Below are 17924 nucleotides of genomic sequence, written 5' to 3'. Positions count from 1 at the left end.
TTAAATAGCTGTTTAAATGAAACGCGTTGGCTTTGGCGCCAGACGGTGCAAGGAGTGCAAACCGCTATTGTTGTGCCTGTAAAAACATCGGCGCAAAAATAATCCGCTTTTTAATTTCAGTCAACAAAAAGTTACATGCAAAACAAAGTTTTTTAGAGGAACTTACATTGAACGCAGTATTTAAAACAAATCGACTGTTGTTGCGCCATGCAAATGAGTTTGATGCAGCTGTTTTACTTAAGCTAGTTAATCAGGCTAGTTTTATAAAGCACATTGGCGATAAAGCAATTTATACCCTTGATGATGCCAAGTCGTATATTATAGGGCCTGTTTATCTTTCGAGGTTAAATTTGCAGCAGTATGTTTGGTATTTAGGCAAGGCAGAGCCTATGTAGTGTGGTTATTCCCCATAAATAGGCGATAACACAGCATAAATGCCAAACATGCGCTGCCCGAAGGGTTCTACCTAGGGGCAATTAACTCTTTGTTGCTCGGTTTTTACTTAGCCCACTAGGTTACAAACCTCACGCCGCGATTAAATCGCCCCTAGATTGAACAAATTTTAATCCTGAAAGGTCAACAGGCCCTAGTCATTTATTGCTTCTCATGTACGCCAAGGCTTTGGGCCTTACATTATTACTTTGCATAATGCTGTAGTGGTTGGCGTTGTTGGGTTTTATAAACGAGCAGCGTTACAACAACCTGATTTAGGTTTTGCTCTTGTAAGTGGTTTTGAAAAAAAAGGCCATGTTTTTGAAGCGGCCAGCGCACTTTTGCACCATAAGCATGAATTTGGAATTACAAAACTGTGTGCAATAACATCACCTGATAATAGGGCATCGCAGAGTGTGTTGTTAAAATTGGGCTTTAAAATAGAGGGCAAGGCGGTTATCAATAATGATAAAACCGCCGTAATTATATTTTCACTTAATGATTAAAGTCTTGCTTGTTCTATTTGTTTTGCAACATTTAGGTTTATATTTAGCCATGTTGCTTCAAGCGTTGAAACTAAACCGTCGTATCCATCATCATCTATAGGCACTAGGTTTGAAAAATTATGAATACTTATAAGACGTCGGCCTGTTTCAGGGTGTGTGTAATATAAACGCCAAAGCCCTGAAATATCAGCGTTACCTTCCATGTCGCCATTAAAGTGGTGAATTTCGTATTCAAGCTCATAAAACGTTTGTTGATCGAGTTCAGTAATTACCGGCAAGCCCTTTATTACCATCCAATTTGGCATAGCATTAAAAAGAGTTTGCTGGGCTGTTGCAGTGAGCATTACATCCGGCGATTCGCCCCACAGGTTGTAATTTGCGGCATGAATTTGGTTGCTATCTATTTTCATAGCAATACCTAAATTATTTAAAGCACCTCTAAGTACAACTGTTTGTATTCTTAGTTGCGCGTCTGTGTCTGTCACATTTCGAGAAGAGGCACCAATAGGCTGCTCAAACTGGTAATACTGTGTCGCAGTTTGTATTGATGAACTACAACCTGCCAATAGTAATAATAAACTTGCAGTTAAAAATAACGATTTCATTATTGCTTCCTTGGTTTTGGATCTGCTGGTAATGATTTATCAAAAATTAGCATATTAGGTTGCTCGTTTAATCCGCGAGTTAGAGGCTGTAGGCCCTCGCTTAAACGTTTAAACTCTTTTAATGTTTGCTGTATTTGATGATGGAGTTCAGAACCTGCTTGGTAACTGGCCATGGTTTTATCAAATTGGCGCATAGTTACTTCAAACTGCTCCATACTTTTTGTCATCTTTTCGAAATTACGATTAAAGTCGCCTGGTAAGTTTTGTGTATCTTTTTGGCTTAGTAACTCTCGCATTTCATTAGCAAGCGCTCGGTAATCGGTAAATGTGGCTTGCATTTGTTCTAAGCTACCTTCAACTTTTAAGTTATTTACTTTATTAAGTACGTCAGAGACTTGGTCTGCTAATACGGTTATGCCGCTAGAAATACTCGGAAAAACATCATACTGCACAAGTTTACCTAGGTGTGCTTGCGGTGCATCTGGGTATATATCAAAATCAACGTATACTGCACCCGTTAATAAATTACCAGGCTTTAACGAGGCGCGCATACCACTTTCAATCCAGCCTTTTAAACTACCTTGCCAATACTCTTTAGCTGAGGCACTGTCGTGATACAAGCGTCCGTATTCTACTTTTATAAGTACTGGAACCGCCGTATTATGGTTTCTAAAGTGGGCAGGTTTACCGTCAATAATTACATTGGCAGGGGTTTCAACAACAGTACCTACACGCATACCTCTATATTCGACAGGAGCACCTGTGCGTAGTCCTCGAACTGATTGTTCAAATTCAATGAGGTAGTAATCAAAATCGTAAAAGCGCTCTTCTAGCGCTTCTTTATAGCTTTGGCTTAACGAAAAGCTATGCCCATCTTGTGCTATTTCACCCGGGGCCTGTTGTTCAGGTAAGCCAACCGAAATGCCGCCTTTTAAAAGTTTACTTAAAGAGCCCGTATTAATATTGATGCCATCGGCAGATAGGTCAATTTCAATCCCTGCGTTCACCCAAAAAATAGAGTTCATGGTGATGAGATTTTGATAAGGTTCTTTAATAAATACGCCGTACTTCATTGCCTGGTTTTCCCAATCAAAAGTGGCGGTTTCTATTTGACCTATTTTGTAATTTTTGAAAAATATACCGGTACTCACATCAAGCACTTCAGCGTTGTAACTCATTAATTTAAAACGGCCACCTTTCACATCTTTACCAATGAGGGCGGGTTCGTCTTGTAATTTAAAACGCTCTTTTAGCTCTTTACTTTCACCGGGTGAAAACTCTAAATATACACCAGACAATAGCGTACTCATTCCGCTAATACCCGTTTCATCAATGCGTGGTTTTACAACCCAAATTTTGGCATCATCAGTTAATAAGTTATTGTAGTTTTTGTCTATTTGCGCACGGGCAATAACGCTGTCTTGGGTGTCTGATAGTCGAACATGATCAATTTGACCTATTTTTACACTGCGCACTTTTATTTCAGTTTTACCTGCAATAATGCCTTCAGCTTGTGGCATTTCGATAAAAATTGTAGGGCCTTTATTAGCTTGGTATTGGTATAACATCCACATGCCCACTAACAGCGCAATTGCCGGAATGATCCAGATAGCGGAAATTTTCGGTTCTTTTGTTATTTCGGCAGTTTCGGTCATGCTTTGTTCTCTGATTTTTTGTTTTTAGGGGAATCCCACAACAAGCGTGGGTCAAAGGCATGGGCAGCCATCATTTGGCATATTACCATAACTGTAAAAAATACAATGCCTAATCCTGGTGTTACTGACATTAAATTACCCAGTTGAACTAAGGCAACTAAAATAGCAACCACGAATACATCTATCATCGACCATTTTCCAATAAACTCAGTCAGTTGATAAATTCGGGTGTAACTTTTTGTATGTCTATTGGCAGGTCTCGTTACCATAAAGCATAAAAAGCTCAATACAAAAGCTTTAGCAAGTGGCACCACAACGCTGGCTAAAAATATAATAGCGGCAATAGGGTAGGAGCCACTTTTCCAAAGTGTAATTACGCCACCAATTAAAGTTGAAGGGGATTCATCCCCAAGACTAGTGGTATGCATAATAGGCAAAACATTAGCTGGAATATAACAAACAACAGAGGTAATTAGCCAAGCTGCTGCTTTTTGTACGCTGTAAGGGTTTCTGACATGTGTTTTAGTATGGCAACGCTGGCATACATTACCTGTACAAAGTTGATGGCACACATGGCAAGCTTTAATATTTTCATCTATTGCACGTTTAGCATGCTCTGCGCCTTCGAGTACTTTTACAGGCTTTATTTGAGCCCATAAGCGTGGGCGATTTAAGTGAACAAGCGCGGCTATGTATAAAATAACAAACCCCACATAAGCCCAAAAACTCGTGCCAAAGCTAATATCAGCCAGCGACATGATTTTAACCATACTAACAAGTACGCCAATTAAAAATATTTCCGACATAATCCAGGGCTCTAACGCAAGGGTGAACTTTAGTAGTCGCCTTGCTATGCCCTCTGGTAATGTTTTTAAAAGCCCAAGATGCAAAGGAATTAAAATAAGAAGCAAACCCATAGGCAGAGCAATAATGCTCAAATCAATAAATAAGCCAAGCAGTTCACTATCGTAATTAAATAAAATTCGAGCCGCGTCGGGCAGAGTAATAGTTTGAGTAATACCACTACTGCTAAAAGAAATAAAAGGGTAAAACATACTGCTCAGCAGCATTAATAGTGCGCTAAAGCTTAGTGCAACTATACGACTATCGTGATTAACATCGGCTTCGCAAAGTTTATGGTGGCAATGTGGGCATATCGCCATTTGTTTTGCGATTATGCGAGGTATATCTATGATCAGATCGCAGCAGGGGCATACAGTTTGCAATTTAATACCAAGCAAGAAGAATATTTCTTTAATTTTGCTATATTTAATACATTAATACAACGCGTTCTGCTATCAAGCTGTTCGTTATATAAAGGAAGCGTGTGAAATATTATTTTTACTACATATTAATGTGGCTCTTTATTTGCTCGCAAAATGCTGTGGCTATTAATAAAGAGCGAGAGGTAATGATCGCTGCGAGCGCATCAATTCCACCCTATGTTTTTGTAAAAACGGACTCGGGTATACACCTAAATTTAATAAAAGCCGCGTTAAAGGCCAATGGATTTGCCAATATTAATGTGCAATATATGTCGAATAAACGCGCTGAGCATCAATTACATAATAATGGAGTAGATATACTTTTAAATTATGCTGGAGGAATTAGTGCGGGTATTTATCCAAGTAAAACGGTACTTAGTTACGAAAATGTGGCCATTACACTCAAGCGAAATAAATATAACATCGATAAAATAGAAGGCATGTTTAATAAAAACGTTCTTGCTTTTCAAAATGCAACGGCATATCTGCCTCCTATATTTAAAAGGAATGTTAAACACTTTAGCTCATATCAAGAGGTTATTAATCAAAAAGCGCAGGTAGATAAGCTGTTAAAAGGTTGGGTTGATGTAATTGTGTTAGATAAGCGTATTTTTTACTATTACTACAATCAACATAAATCCCCCGAAACTGTGCAAATTTACACTTTATTTCCAAAAGCAGATCGACCTGCTTATTTTAATAACCTCGTTTTAGCTACTGAGTTTGATATTGGTTTGGCGCTCATCAAGCAAAATGGTACTTATAAAAGGATTGTTGATGAAGGCCAAACCCATTCATCAATCAAATAAAGCCACTGTTTGACGTGTAAGCGCTATTAGCTCACCCGACTGCGACCATATACAGCCATCCTCTAAACCGTAACCATCTTTTGAATGATGAGTAATTGCTTCAAAGCCAAGCCATTCTCCAGGTGTTAAGTTTGGCTCTTGCACAAATTCTAAATACCACGACATGCTACTTGCAGGAGCGGGTTGTTTAAACATTTGTAAAAGTGTTGGCGGCCATGCATCGGTAAGTGCAATCACATGGGCTTCAGTTATTTGTTCGGGCGTATGTTTAAACCGCATCCAGCCACCTAAGTGAGAAGTTTCTGCACTACTAAATGGCATAGCACCTTGTTGGGGGCATAAATCAACATGTTGGAAAAATTCAGGCATCTGACCTTTTATAAAAGGTAACGTGTGGCGCTCATCTACTGGCTTTAAACCCAAAGACTTCGAAACAGGCACATTAATACCCGACTCTCTACTTTTAGCAAAACACGCTTGTACAATTACGCACACTTGTTCATTTTGAATCGCTTTGGCAAGTACCTGTGTACTGCTTTTACCTTGGCGCAGTATTTCAACAGACAATGAAAAAGAGGTATCGGCAAGTAATGGCCCTACAAAATTAGTACTGAGTGAAAGTAAGCGACGATCATCCGTTACCTTGCCTCTGATTGCTTGATATAACAGAGCAGCCGAAAGCCCACCAAAAGCAGTTCTGCCCTGACACCAGTTTTCTGGGAATTGCATTGTGCTAGTTGATTGTTCGGTATTGTCTAAATTTCCAATTTTTGAAGCTTGCTGAAGTAATTGTTCAAAATGCATAGAAGATATCCTTTTGTAGTGCGATTTAATAAATTTATAACACAATCAAACTAGTCAGACCAGTAATTAAAAGCGTCCCTGGCGGTGTAAAAATCACCATTCCTTACAATTATTAGGGTTATTTTGTAAATAAATCATAAAAAATGAATTTTTTTTCATTTTTACAGTTGAAATAAGTTTGGCGCATCCCTATTTACTATGTCATCGAACGTATTAACGAATATTGAAGTTGGAGAAGTTTCATGGGTAAAATTATTGGAATCGATTTAGGTACTACAAACTCTTGTGTTGCAGTACTTGATGGTGGCAAAGCACGTGTTATTGAAAACGCGGAAGGCGATCGCACAACCCCGTCTATTATTGCTTACACGCAAGACGGCGAAACATTAGTAGGTCAATCTGCTAAGCGTCAAGCGGTTACTAACCCGACAAACACATTATTTGCAATTAAGCGTTTAATTGGTCGTCGTTTTGAAGACGAAGAAGTACAACGCGATATCGGCATCATGCCGTTTAAAATTGTTAAAGCTGATAACGGCGATGCATGGGTAGAAGCGGGCGGCGAAAAACGCGCTGCACCACAAATTTCTGCTGAAGTACTGAAAAAAATGAAGAAAACAGCTGAAGACTTCTTAGGTGAAGAAGTAACTGAAGCCGTAATCACAGTACCTGCATACTTTAATGATTCACAACGTCAAGCTACGAAAGATGCTGGTCGTATTGCGGGTCTTGAAGTTAAACGTATTATCAATGAGCCAACGGCTGCGGCACTTGCTTACGGTATGGATAAAAACCGTGGCGAAAACGTAGTTGCAGTATATGACTTAGGTGGCGGTACTTTCGATTTATCAATCATTGAAATTGATGAAGTTGAAGGCGAGCACACTTTTGAAGTACTTGCTACAAACGGCGACACTCACTTAGGTGGTGAAGATTTCGATAACCGCGTAATCAACTACTTAGTAGCTGAATTCAAGAAAGATCAAGGCTTAGACCTTAAAAATGATCCGCTTGCAATGCAACGTGTTAAAGAAGCTGCTGAAAAAGCAAAAATTGAACTTTCATCTGCACAGTCTACAGAAGTAAACCTTCCGTATGTAACTGCTGATGCATCTGGTCCTAAGCACATGAACGTGAAACTAACACGTGCTAAGCTTGAGTCACTAGTTGAAGATTTAGTAACTAAAACAATTGAGCCACTTAAACGTGCACTTGCTGATGCTGATTTATCAGTAAGCGACATCAACGACATTATTCTTGTTGGTGGTCAAACACGTATGCCTTTAGTACAAAAAATCGTTGCAGAGTTCTTCGGTAAAGAACCTCGTAAAGATGTTAACCCTGATGAAGCAGTAGCCGTAGGCGCAGCGATTCAAGGTGGTGTACTTGCTGGTGACGTTAAAGATGTACTATTACTAGACGTTTCTCCATTATCTCTAGGTATTGAGACAATGGGTTCAGTAATGACTGCATTGATTGAGAAAAACACGACGATTCCTACTAAGAAATCGCAAACGTTCTCAACAGCTGAAGATAATCAATCTGCTGTAACAATTCATGTACTTCAAGGTGAGCGTAAACGTTCAAGCGACAATAAATCTCTAGGTCAATTTAACCTAGAAGGTATTCGTCCAGCACAACGTGGTACACCACAAATCGAAGTAACATTTGATGTTGATGCCGATGGTATCTTACATGTATCTGCGAAAGATAAAGATACAGGTAAAGAGCAAAAGATTACGATTCAAGCATCTTCAGGCTTAAGCGATGACGAAATTGAAGCGATGGTTCGTGATGCAGAAGCACATGCTGAAGACGATAAAAAGTTTGAAGAACTTGTAGCTGCTCGTAACCAAGCTGACGCTTTAGTTCACGGTACACGTAAGCAAATTGAAGAAGCTGGCGATGCATTACCAAACGAAGACAAAGAAGCAATTGAAGCGGCTGTTGTAGATTTAGAAGCTGCAATTAAGAGCGACAATAAAGAAGAGATTGAAGCTAAAACTCAAGCTCTTGCTGAAAAGTCTCAAAAACTAATGGAAATTGCTCAAGCGAAAGCACAGCAAGGTTCAGCAGACGCTGGCGAACAACAGTCAACTAAGCAAGACGACGACGTTGTTGATGCAGAGTTCGAAGAAGTGAAAGACGACAAGTAATTGTTGCTACCGCTTCTCGCTAGCCAAAAACACTTAACTCAGTTAGGTGTTTAGGTTAGGATGAACAATTGAGGCGCGCGAGCAATAGCTTGTCGCGCCTTTTGCATGTATTCAAGGTTTAAAAATTCAATGATAAATCGATGCGATTTATCGGTTTATCCAGCAGCTTACGCTGTAAACAGAAAAGAGTAGTGTGATAGATATGTCAAAACGCGATTATTACGAAGTCCTCGGCGTAAGCAAAGATGCGAGTGAGCGAGACATAAAAAAAGCGTATAAACGCTTAGCGATGAAATATCATCCAGATCGTACCGCAGGCGATAAAGATCTCGAAATAAAATTTAAAGAAGTTAAAGAAGCGTACGAAATACTAACCGATGATCAAAAACGTCAAATGTATGACCAACATGGTCACGCAGCCTTTGAACAAGGTGGTGGCGGTGGTCACGGTGGTTTTGGTGGCGGACATGGCGACTTTGGTGATGTATTTGGCGATGTATTTGGCGATATTTTTGGTGGCGGCGGTGGTCGACGTCAATCTCGTCAACAACGTGGATCTGATTTACGTTACAACATGGACTTAAGCTTAGAAGAAGCTGTTCGTGGTAAAGAAGTTGAAATTAAAGTACCTACATGGGTTGGTTGTGAGCCATGTGATGGCAGTGGTGCTAAAGCGGGTTCTAAGCCTAAAACATGTACTACATGTCATGGTGCTGGCCAGGTGCAAATGCGCCAAGGTTTCTTTGCTGTTCAGCAAACGTGTCCAACGTGTCAGGGACAAGGTCAAATTATTTCAGACCCTTGTAACAGTTGTCATGGACAAGGCCGCGTAGAAAAAACTAAAACGCTTTCAGTTAAAATTCCAGCTGGCGTTGATACAGGCGACCGTATTCGCTTAACGGGTGAAGGCGAAGCCGGAATGCATGGCGCGCCGTCGGGCGACTTGTACGTGCAAGTATCGGTTCGTGAACATGAAATATTTGTACGTGAAGCGAATAATTTATATTGTGAAGTACCAATTAGCTTTACTACAGCAGGCCTTGGTGGCGAAATTCAGGTGCCAACACTTGATGGTCGTGCAAAACTTAAAATACCGTCTGAAACTCAAACGGGCAAAATGTTCCGTATGCGTGGCAAAGGTGTTAAGTCTGTACGCAGTGGTGCACAAGGCGATCTAATTTGTAAAGTGGTAATCGAAACGCCAGTTAATCTTAACGAGCGTCAACGTGAACTACTTCAAGAGTTAGATGAAAGCATGGGCACAGATAGCTCTAAAAACCGTCCTAAAGAGCAAGGCTTTTTTGACGGTGTTAAAAAGTTTTTTGATGATTTAACTAAATAAATTTAAATTATTATGAACAAAAAAACGACGCTTTTAGCGTCGTTTTTTTTTGCTTTAAACTTAATTTTTGTTACTGTGAATAAAAAAGATGAAACAGCATGACACCAGCAATAGATCTACTTAAAAAGCAAAAAAAAACCTTTGAAGTACTCAGTTATGAGCACGATAAGAATAATAGTCATTACGGGCTTGAAGCCGTTGAAAAGTTAAATTTAGACAGTGCACATGTATTTAAAACCTTAGTACTTGAAACACATGAAGGGCAACTGATTGTTGCTGTTACGCCAGTATCTCAACAAGTCAATTTAAAACAGTTAGCTAAACTATGTGGTGCTAAAAAAGTAATTATGGCTGCCCCACAAAAAGTACAAGTTAGTACCGGTTATATTTTAGGAGGGGTGAGTCCGCTTGGACAAAAAAAACGTCTAGCTACGTTTATTCATAGCAGTGCTTCTCTCTTTGACACTATTTATGTGAGCGCCGGAAAAAGAGGCTTAGAAATAGCACTCTCGCCAACTGATTTAGCCTTATTGACCAATGCAAAATTTGGCGATTTATAAATTTTATTTTTATAATTACCTTCTATACCAAAAATTAATTTAAGTAAGGCCATTTGCTCAATCCCCTATTTATAACTACATTGGGAGTATCTTTATACCGTTAATATTTAATACCAAACGGTATTACACTTTTTGTATACGGCTGTTTGTATGAACCTTTTAGATGTAGATTATTTTGCGATACTAGTGGCTGCACTGTCTTCTTTTATGCTTGGCGGTATATGGTATTCAAAAGCTCTCTTTAAAAATGCATGGCTAGAAAGTATTGGCTTAACTGATCTGGATTTACAATCGGCTAACCCTAAGTTGATATTTGGTGGCAGTTTTTTTTTAGTTTTTATAGCGGCTTTAATGCTATCTCTTTTTTTAGGTAAGGATGCAAGCGTAGGTGAAAGTATAGGAACCGGCTTCGTGATCGGCTTTTTTTGGATCAGTAGTTCATTTGGATTGAGTTATATATTTGAGCAACGCCCTCTAAAGCTTTTTTTAATTAACGGGGGGTACCATATTTTACAATTTTCGTTAATGGGGCTCATTTTAGGGATATGGCCGTAAGATTTAAATAATCAGCAAATCCAAATTTGATCCTTATCTACGAGTAGAGTAGTTTTATATAATCCCATTATACAATTTGGTAAAGAAACTAATGAAAATATTAGTTGTTGATGATATGCCACTCATGCGACACGTATTAATTAATATGCTTAGAAAACTAGAGTATAGCAATATCGTTGAAGCAACTGATGGATTGCAAGCTTTGGTATTTCTGCGTAATCAACATTTCGATTTGGTTATTACTGACCTTCATATGCCAAAAATGGATGGCGTTAGTTTACTTACTAACATTCGAAAAGATAAAGAACTCGCTGATATTCCCGTTTTAATGGTTACTTGTGAAGACAGTACAGATAAAGTTAAGCAAGTTATTGCAGCTAAGGTATCAGGGTTTATAGTCAAACCTTTTAATATGAATGTATTGTCATCTCAGTTAAACCGCTTCTTTTTTAAAGATTAGGATGTGTTTATTTTATAAAGGTTATATGTAATGGGGTTTTATAGATTAAGTTTGCCGTATCTAAATTCTAAGTCAGAGGTGGTAACCTTTACCCATCTAAACTGATATAATTGCTAATTACTCTTTATATAATACCGCAGGACGTAATGGCAAAACCCAACAAAAAAGGCCCTACTAAAACGGTTGATATTTTTTGCTCTGCTTGTAAAGGCTCTTTATTTAAATATCGAAAAGGGGGGAAAGGAGCATTAGTTAAGTGCTTTAAAGAGCGTATTAGCCAAGACTTTACAACAGAGGCTTGTATTTGCCCTAACTGTAGCCGGCCATTTGCCCGAGAAGCGATTATTCGCGGTGCGCCTGCCTATAAAATAATTGGCGGCAAAGTAACCTTTAAATAAGGTATATGAAGTAATATTAAACTGCAATAATACTTAATTAAGCGAATAAGTATAAAGCCTTGTGCATGCGGACATATGGCCTTGTTAGAATTTACCATATTGATAGAATCGCCCGGTTTGCTGTTTCAATGAATGAAAAAATACCCTCCCCATGGATCGGGCCAGTTTATTGGGTTATTTAAAAATGGATAAAGGATAGTTTCGTGATAGCACTCTTATTTGACATCATAGGCATGACAGGTACTTTTTTAGTAGTTGGTTCATTTTTTTTACTGCAGCTAGGTAAAACATCTCCAGCTAGCTTAACGTATAATATGATGAATTTAACAGGGGCAATTTTACTGTTAATTAGCCTTTGTTATAACTTTAATTTAGCGAGCTTTGTAATCGAAATATTTTGGATTGCAGCGTCGTTAATTGGCTTATATAAATATGTTAAAAATAGATCAACATTAGCTACAAATTAATTGTTTTTTAATTTAATGCTAAACAGATCGCTGTAAACATAGTTGTTTACGGCGATTTTTGTTTTTAAACACTTTAAAACTGTTGTTAACAAAAAGTTTATATCTCTGCTAGAGATTAGCCGTTACACTAGCGCCCTAAAATTTTCTTGGCTATTTTTTGCGAGTTCTTCATGTTTTCTTTTTCTAAAAAAATCATTACTGTTTGTGTGTTACTCGTACTTATATTAGTTGTTACGTTTTGGCTTGGTCGTTCTCATGATGTTGAGCAAGCAACCTACCAGGCTGAGCGCCAAGTTACGCAATTAAATAACTATATTGATACTGAGCTTGCTCGTTTTTCTGCTATTCCCCAGTTACTTACCTATAACTCGTTAATGATAGACTTTGTAGATGCGCAGCCACAGCACTATAACGCTATTAATAACTACCTTGCTGATATTCAACAAGCTAGCGGTGCCTCAGATATTTTTGTTCTAAATACTCAAGGCGAAGTTATTGCCAGTAGTAATTGGCAAGCAGATTATACTTTTTTAGGTAGCAACTTTGCGTTTAGACCTTATTTCAAACGTGCATTTGCAGGCGAAAAAGTAGCGTACTTTGCATTAGGCATGCGCTCTAAAGAGCGTGGTATTTACTTTTCACAAGCAGTATATCGCGACAATAAAGCCATTGGTGTTGTTGTGTTAAAAGTGAATGTAAGTAAATTTGAGGATGACAGAGAGCTTCTAAATACTTCAAAGGGTAGTCACTTTTTTTTGCAGCTTGCAGATGAGGTAATTGCAATGTCAGATATGCAAACGTGGCGATTAAACAGCTTCACTGAACTTGATATAACTATGCGCAGAGATATTAAATCACGTCGGGCTTATTTAGATCATCAGCCTTTGTATATAAAGCAGTTTCAATTTTCTAATGAAGGTATTAAACATTTAAAAATAGATAAAAAACTTTACGTAATGTCGCAAAGACCTTTACGATATTTTAATGCCACAATGAACGTACTCGTTGATATAACAAAAGTTAATTCAGCTCAACTGCCTCGCTTATTTTGGGTATTTATTATCTGTAGCTTAGTTATTATTATTAGTTATATTTTATTAACTCGGTTTGCGGGTTATAAAAAGCTGGTGTACTCCAGACATAGCCTTGAACTTGAAGTCCTTGAGCGCACTCAGGCTTTGGAAAAAGTACAAACGGCTTTAGTTCAATCTGCAAAGCTTGCGACAATAGGACAGCTAAGTGCAGGAATCAACCACGAAATAAACCAGCCGCTCAGTGCTATTAATACTTATTTAGCTTCAGCAAAGCGTTTATTAGCTAAAGGAAATACTTCAGCACTTGGTGAAAGCTTAGTAGTGATTGAGGGATTAGTTAATCGAGTGCACCAAATTGTAGGTCAGTTAAAGCATTTTAGTAAACCTTCAAAAATGCAGCTCAGACCTTACCCTCTTGCAGGGCTTGTTAATAACGCATTAATGATTTCTAGCGCGCAGTTAAAGCAAGATAACGTACAAGTAGAGCCACCTCAGTTTGATGAAACAGTCGTTGTGTGGGTCGATTCGCTTAAATTTGAACAAGTACTCGTTAATTTAATTACTAATGCTAGCCAAGCTATGAATGGCGCAATTATTCGTAACTTAAGTTTTCAGCTGGAGTGTTTTGAAGAGCGAGTAAAACTGTCGATTTTAGATACTGGCTCTGGTATTGAGCAACATGCATTTGGTAATTTATTTGAACCTTTTTATAGTACTAAATCAAGTAAAGGTTTAGGCCTTGGTTTATCTATATCAAAACAAATAATAGATTCGTTTAATGGTTGTTTGAGCGCGCACAATCGAGTTGAAGGCGGGGCTGAATTTATAATTAGCCTCTCTAACAGGCAGGAAAATAAAGATGATTGATAGCTCCCCATGTAATCACATAATAGTCATTGATGATGAAGCAATGATCAGAGACTCTTTAAAGCAATTGCTCACTCTCGAAGGATACACCGTTGAGTGCTTTAATGACGCAAGTACTGCTCTTAGCAAACTCAATAGGCGCTTTGCTGGAGTTGTGCTGAGCGATATAAATATGCCGAACATGGATGGCTTAACGCTTTTAGAGCAAATAACGGCTTTTGATAGTGAGCTCCCTGTAATATTTTTAACTGGTTACGCTGATGTATCGATAGCAGTTAAAGCGATGCAATTAGGTGCGTATGATTTATTTGAAAAACCAGTTAACGAACATCTTCTTGATTGCATAGCACGAGCGTGCGACAAACGAAGCCTTGTTATGGAGAACCGCGCATTAAAAGTGGCTGTACAGAAAACCTCAGCTCCAGGTGTACGCATACTAGGTGACACACCTAAAATGCAAAACATGATGCACTTATTAAACACAATTATAGATACCCCAACCGATGTAATGATTGAAGGTGAAACTGGCACAGGTAAAGAACTTGTAGCGCGGTATCTACACGATCAAAGTAATCGCTCTAGCTGTAATTTTGTTGCTATTAATTGTGGCGCAGTACCAGAGCAGTTAATAGAAAGCGAATTGTTTGGTGCAGCAAGTGGTGCCTATACAGGGGCTACTCAAAGTCGAAAAGGTAAGTTTGAATATGCACAAGGTGGTACGGTCTTTTTAGATGAAATAGAAAGCACTCCAATGGCACTGCAAGTTAAGTTATTACGCGTATTAGAAGAGCGAAAAGTAACACCTGTAGGCGATAACAAAGCAATTGATTTAGACATCAGAATTGTTGCAGCTACTAAAGTAGACTTACTTGCGTTAGTTGAAAAGGGTGATTTTAGAGCTGATTTATACTACAGACTTAGTTTGGTTAACGTTAATATTCCGCCATTACGAGAGCGAAAAGCTGACATATTACTTTTGTTTAAACACTTTAGCTCTATTGCTGCAACTCGCTATCATAAGCCGCCGGCGGCAGTAAATTACGAAATACAACAGCGGTTAGTTGCCTATGACTGGCCGGGCAATGTGAGAGAGCTAAGAAATCAAGCAGAGCGAGCTGTATTACTTGGTGCCGAACTTGCCTTTGCTGAAGTTAAAACACAACAATTAGGTGGCTTATCTCCCGATTTAAGCTTATCTGAAAAAGTCTCTTTTTATGAGCAGTCACTTATTGAGTACGCGCTTGAGCAAAACCACGGCAGTATTAAAAACACCATGGAAACACTGCAAATTGCCCGTAAAACACTTTACGATAAAATGAGTAAATACAATCTTAATAGAGATATGTTTACTGACTAAATGTGTGGGTTTGGTGACAGGACCTACTTTCTTATGTGTGGTAATTCACACCCTTTTATTTAAATTAAACGACTTATTTTAGTAAGGTATTGAAATAGATTGCTTTTATACACTTGGCAGTAAAGTTGCCTTATTAGCGCTACAACAAGTAGATTCTAATAATTAGGGCACACGATGACAAAAACTACACACACCTGTATTTTATTTCTATCCTATGGTTGCTTAGCTACGTTTTCACACACATCTTTTGCTGCAGAGTACGCTGTATACGGTAAAGCTGAAGTACAAATTGCCAGTACTGATACGGGCATAATGCGTTATGCCGAAGAGGGTACTCAAATTGAAGCGCCATACTCGCGTATTGGTATTAAGGGCGATCATAAACTTAACGAATATTTAAGTGCTGTTTTTAAATATGAGGTACAAGTTAAAGGTTTTGAAGAAGATGATACGCAAGAGCCTTTCACAGCACGTAATACTTACTTAGGTTTAAAAGGCGCGTTTGGTGAAGTTGTTGTAGGTCGTAACGACACTCGTTTTAAATATTCTGAAGGTAAACTCGATAACTTTAACGAAACTCAAGCCGATATGGCACAGGTTATTGCAGGCCAAGACCGCCTCGGTGATACTATAACTTACACCTCAAACTATTGGCATAATACGCAGTTTTCATTTACTTATGCGCCAAAAGATGACAATAAAGACGATAAAGCAGGCTTTGCTGCTACGCTTATTTATGGCGACCGTAATTTAAAAAGTACTTCATATTATGTGTCGTTCAGTCATGTAGATTCACTTAACAATGTAAAAGCAAGCCGCCTTGTTGGTGTTTATAAGTTCGAACAATTACAGTTAGGTGCGCTGTACCAGCATTCAGAATCAGTAGATGGCAGTAAGTCGGGCAATGGTTACGTATTAAGTGCCAGTTATACACTTGATAAGTGGGTGCCAAAAATTCAATTTGCTAAAGATGACTCAACTCTTCGTCAAGCATCTGAGGCAACGCAATGGAGCACAGGCCTTGATTATGTATTTGATAAGCAAACTACAGCTTATCTTTTATATACCGATCTTAATTTAGAAGAACAAGACGACAGCAGTGTTGCTCTTGGCCTTAAATATAAATTTTAGGAAAAGTAATGACTCAACAAATTTTAAAAAACAATTCTCCTAAAAAACAGAGTATGCAATGGTTTTGGCTATTACTGGGCCCAAGCGTTATGTTGCTTACCTGTCTAGTAAACCCACCTGAGGGTATGTCGGTTGCTGCATTTAAAACAGCAGGCTTAGCATTTTGGATGGCATCGTGGTGGGTAAGTGAAGTAGTGCCAATTCCTGCTACAGCTTTGCTCCCTTTGGTAATATCACCACTTGCTGATATAGAAGCCATAAAAAGTGTGGCTGCACCGTATGCGCACCCACTAATATTTTTATTTTTAGGCGGATTTTTAATCTCTATCGCTATGGAGCGATGGGGGTTACATAAACGTATAGCGCTTAGCACCATGTTATATGCGGGTAAAAAGCCAAGTTTGCAAATTTTAGCAATGATGCTTGTAACTGCATTTTTGTCGATGTGGATGTCTAATACCGCAACAGCCGTAATGATGCTACCTATTGCACTTTCAATTACCAATTTGGTTAAGCAATCAGACCCAAGTAATGAAGGGTTTGGCAAAGCATTGCTACTATCAATTGCTTATGGTGCAAGCATTGGTGGTATTGCTACTTTAATTGGTACACCGCCTAATGCATTAATGGCTGCATACCTATCTGACAGTTACCAAATTGAAATAGGCTTTGCTCAGTGGATGATTGTAGGCGTACCACTGTCTTTAAGTATGCTTATTATTAGTTGGGTTTGGCTTACCAAATTTGCGTATAAAGTAGATGCTAATGTTAAAAACGATCAAAAAATTGATACAAAAGCGGTGTTTTCAACGCAGCTAAAAAGCCTAGGTATAATGCAACGTGCCGAAAAAGGCGTGTTATTTGTGTTTGTTTTAGCAGCACTGTGTTGGATATTTAGACCTATACTTGGCGACATAACAGGGCTTAAAATTTCTGATACGGGTATTGCGATTGCCGCTGCATTATTACTATTTGTTTTGCCTGCAAACAAAGGCAGTGACGAACGTATTCTTGATTGGGAAAGCGCAGCTAAAGTGCCGTGGGGCGTTTTATTATTATTTGGTGGCGGGCTTACACTTGCATCTCAAATTAAGTCATCAGGGCTTGCTGAATTTATTGCTCACCTAATTGAAGGCGCTAGTGCCATTCCACTTGTTATGAGTGTACTTGTTGTTGTGGCATTAATTACATTTTTAACTGAGATCACTAGCAATACAGCGACTGCAGCTGGCTTTCTTCCTTTGTTAGGACCCGTTGCAGAGTCTATAACAGGTTCGCCTTTAGTTTGGGTTATTCCTGCAGCTATAGCGTGTAGTTGTGCGTTTATGATGCCGGTAGCGACACCACCAAACGCTATTGTGTTTGGCTCAGGGCAAATTCAAATGCGCGACATGATAAGAGCCGGCTTTGTGCTAAATATTGTCGCCATTGTATTAATTACGCTAGTGACAATGACTATCGCAGCGCAAGTATTTGGCTTTTAAAACTGTACTAAATTAGTTCCAACCAACCTATATCAGA

Annotated in this window: 18 protein-coding genes; 14 read left to right on the top strand and 4 right to left on the bottom strand. The window is 38.7% G+C overall.

Translation table 11 applies throughout. The annotated features are described in order from the left end of the window. The first annotated feature begins 167 nt into the window (after nt 1-167). Both AAEY68_RS00935 and AAEY68_RS00930 read left to right on the top strand, forming a co-directional pair. On the top strand, nt 168-395 hold the full coding sequence (locus AAEY68_RS00935) for a hypothetical protein (RefSeq protein ID WP_502935704.1): 228 nt from the start codon (nt 168-170) through the stop codon (nt 393-395). 201 nt (nt 396-596) lie between these two features. Beyond that, a complete protein-coding gene (locus AAEY68_RS00930; RefSeq protein WP_350585389.1) occupies nt 597-938 on the top strand; it encodes a GNAT family N-acetyltransferase in 342 nt (113 codons plus the stop codon). On the opposite strand, the gene AAEY68_RS00925 is transcribed toward AAEY68_RS00930, so the two are convergent. Genes AAEY68_RS00925 through AAEY68_RS00915 form a run of 3 tightly spaced genes read right to left on the bottom strand, consistent with a single transcriptional unit; the run spans nt 935 to nt 4361 of the window. Beyond that, on the bottom strand, nt 935-1543 hold the full coding sequence (locus tag AAEY68_RS00925; protein WP_007582431.1) for a PqiC family protein: 609 nt from the start codon (nt 1541-1543) through the stop codon (nt 935-937). The genes AAEY68_RS00930 and AAEY68_RS00925 overlap by 4 nt on opposite strands. After that, nucleotides 1543-3198, bottom strand: a complete 1656-nt coding sequence (pqiB, locus tag AAEY68_RS00920) for an intermembrane transport protein PqiB (RefSeq protein WP_350585354.1) — start codon at nt 3196-3198, stop codon at nt 1543-1545. The genes AAEY68_RS00925 and pqiB overlap by 1 nt, the downstream gene beginning before the upstream one ends. Beyond that, the gene (locus AAEY68_RS00915) at nt 3195-4361 is read right to left on the bottom strand and encodes a paraquat-inducible protein A (protein ID WP_024593151.1); all 1167 of its coding nucleotides are present in this window, start codon (nt 4359-4361) and stop codon (nt 3195-3197) included. Before AAEY68_RS00915 ends, pqiB begins: the two co-directional genes overlap by 4 nt. A gap of 164 nt (nt 4362-4525) precedes the next feature. Between AAEY68_RS00915 and AAEY68_RS00910 the strand changes: the two genes are divergently transcribed. Then, nucleotides 4526-5272: a substrate-binding periplasmic protein gene (locus AAEY68_RS00910; RefSeq protein WP_350585352.1), complete on the top strand. Its 747-nt coding sequence runs from the start codon at nt 4526-4528 to the stop codon at nt 5270-5272. Here AAEY68_RS00910 and AAEY68_RS00905 read toward each other — a convergent pair. After that, nucleotides 5261-6076, bottom strand: coding sequence for a thioesterase family protein (locus tag AAEY68_RS00905; protein ID WP_165724924.1), 816 nt, complete (start codon nt 6074-6076; stop codon nt 5261-5263). The genes AAEY68_RS00910 and AAEY68_RS00905 overlap by 12 nt on opposite strands. A 242-nt stretch (nt 6077-6318) precedes the next feature. Between AAEY68_RS00905 and dnaK the strand changes: the two genes are divergently transcribed. The 11 genes from dnaK to AAEY68_RS00850 all read left to right on the top strand — a co-directional run bounded on the left by dnaK (nt 6319) and on the right by AAEY68_RS00850 (nt 17887). After that, nucleotides 6319-8232, top strand: a complete 1914-nt coding sequence (gene dnaK, locus AAEY68_RS00900) for a molecular chaperone DnaK (RefSeq protein WP_008171317.1) — start codon at nt 6319-6321, stop codon at nt 8230-8232. Nucleotides 8233-8434: 202 nt separating this feature from the next. Continuing rightward, the gene (gene dnaJ / locus AAEY68_RS00895) at nt 8435-9574 is read left to right on the top strand and encodes a molecular chaperone DnaJ (RefSeq protein WP_010553942.1); all 1140 of its coding nucleotides are present in this window, start codon (nt 8435-8437) and stop codon (nt 9572-9574) included. A gap of 98 nt (nt 9575-9672) precedes the next feature. Then, nucleotides 9673-10134: a Cys-tRNA(Pro) deacylase gene (gene ybaK / locus AAEY68_RS00890; protein WP_350585351.1), complete on the top strand. Its 462-nt coding sequence runs from the start codon at nt 9673-9675 to the stop codon at nt 10132-10134. 150 nt (nt 10135-10284) lie between these two features. Further along, nucleotides 10285-10689: a DUF1761 domain-containing protein gene (locus tag AAEY68_RS00885; RefSeq protein ID WP_024591801.1), complete on the top strand. Its 405-nt coding sequence runs from the start codon at nt 10285-10287 to the stop codon at nt 10687-10689. 91 nt (nt 10690-10780) lie between these two features. Then, nucleotides 10781-11149, top strand: a complete 369-nt coding sequence (locus AAEY68_RS00880; RefSeq protein WP_010553939.1) for a response regulator — start codon at nt 10781-10783, stop codon at nt 11147-11149. A gap of 146 nt (nt 11150-11295) precedes the next feature. Further along, complete coding sequence (locus AAEY68_RS00875; protein ID WP_350585350.1) at nt 11296-11547, top strand: hypothetical protein; 252 nt, start codon at nt 11296-11298, stop codon at nt 11545-11547. Between the two features lie 203 nt (nt 11548-11750). Next, nucleotides 11751-12014, top strand: coding sequence for a CBU_0592 family membrane protein (locus AAEY68_RS00870; RefSeq protein ID WP_010553937.1), 264 nt, complete (start codon nt 11751-11753; stop codon nt 12012-12014). A gap of 170 nt (nt 12015-12184) precedes the next feature. Next, nucleotides 12185-13915 carry a sensor histidine kinase gene (locus AAEY68_RS00865; RefSeq protein ID WP_010553936.1) on the top strand — a complete coding sequence of 577 codons (1731 nt, stop codon included), beginning with the start codon at nt 12185-12187 and terminating at the stop codon, nt 13913-13915. Then, nucleotides 13908-15272, top strand: coding sequence for a sigma-54-dependent transcriptional regulator (locus AAEY68_RS00860; RefSeq protein WP_350585349.1), 1365 nt, complete (start codon nt 13908-13910; stop codon nt 15270-15272). The genes AAEY68_RS00865 and AAEY68_RS00860 overlap by 8 nt, the downstream gene beginning before the upstream one ends. 174 nt (nt 15273-15446) lie before the next feature. After that, nucleotides 15447-16403, top strand: a complete 957-nt coding sequence (locus AAEY68_RS00855; RefSeq protein WP_024593158.1) for a porin — start codon at nt 15447-15449, stop codon at nt 16401-16403. Nucleotides 16404-16411: 8 nt separating this feature from the next. After that, nucleotides 16412-17887: an SLC13 family permease gene (locus AAEY68_RS00850; protein ID WP_024593159.1), complete on the top strand. Its 1476-nt coding sequence runs from the start codon at nt 16412-16414 to the stop codon at nt 17885-17887. Nucleotides 17888-17924: the final 37 nt, after the last annotated feature.

Origin of the sequence: Pseudoalteromonas sp. RB2-MNA-CIBAN-0110, from assembly GCF_040309305.1 — a bacterium.
Lineage (GTDB): Bacteria > Pseudomonadota > Gammaproteobacteria > Enterobacterales > Alteromonadaceae > Pseudoalteromonas > Pseudoalteromonas arctica.
This window is presented reverse-complemented; position numbering and strand designations above follow the sequence as displayed.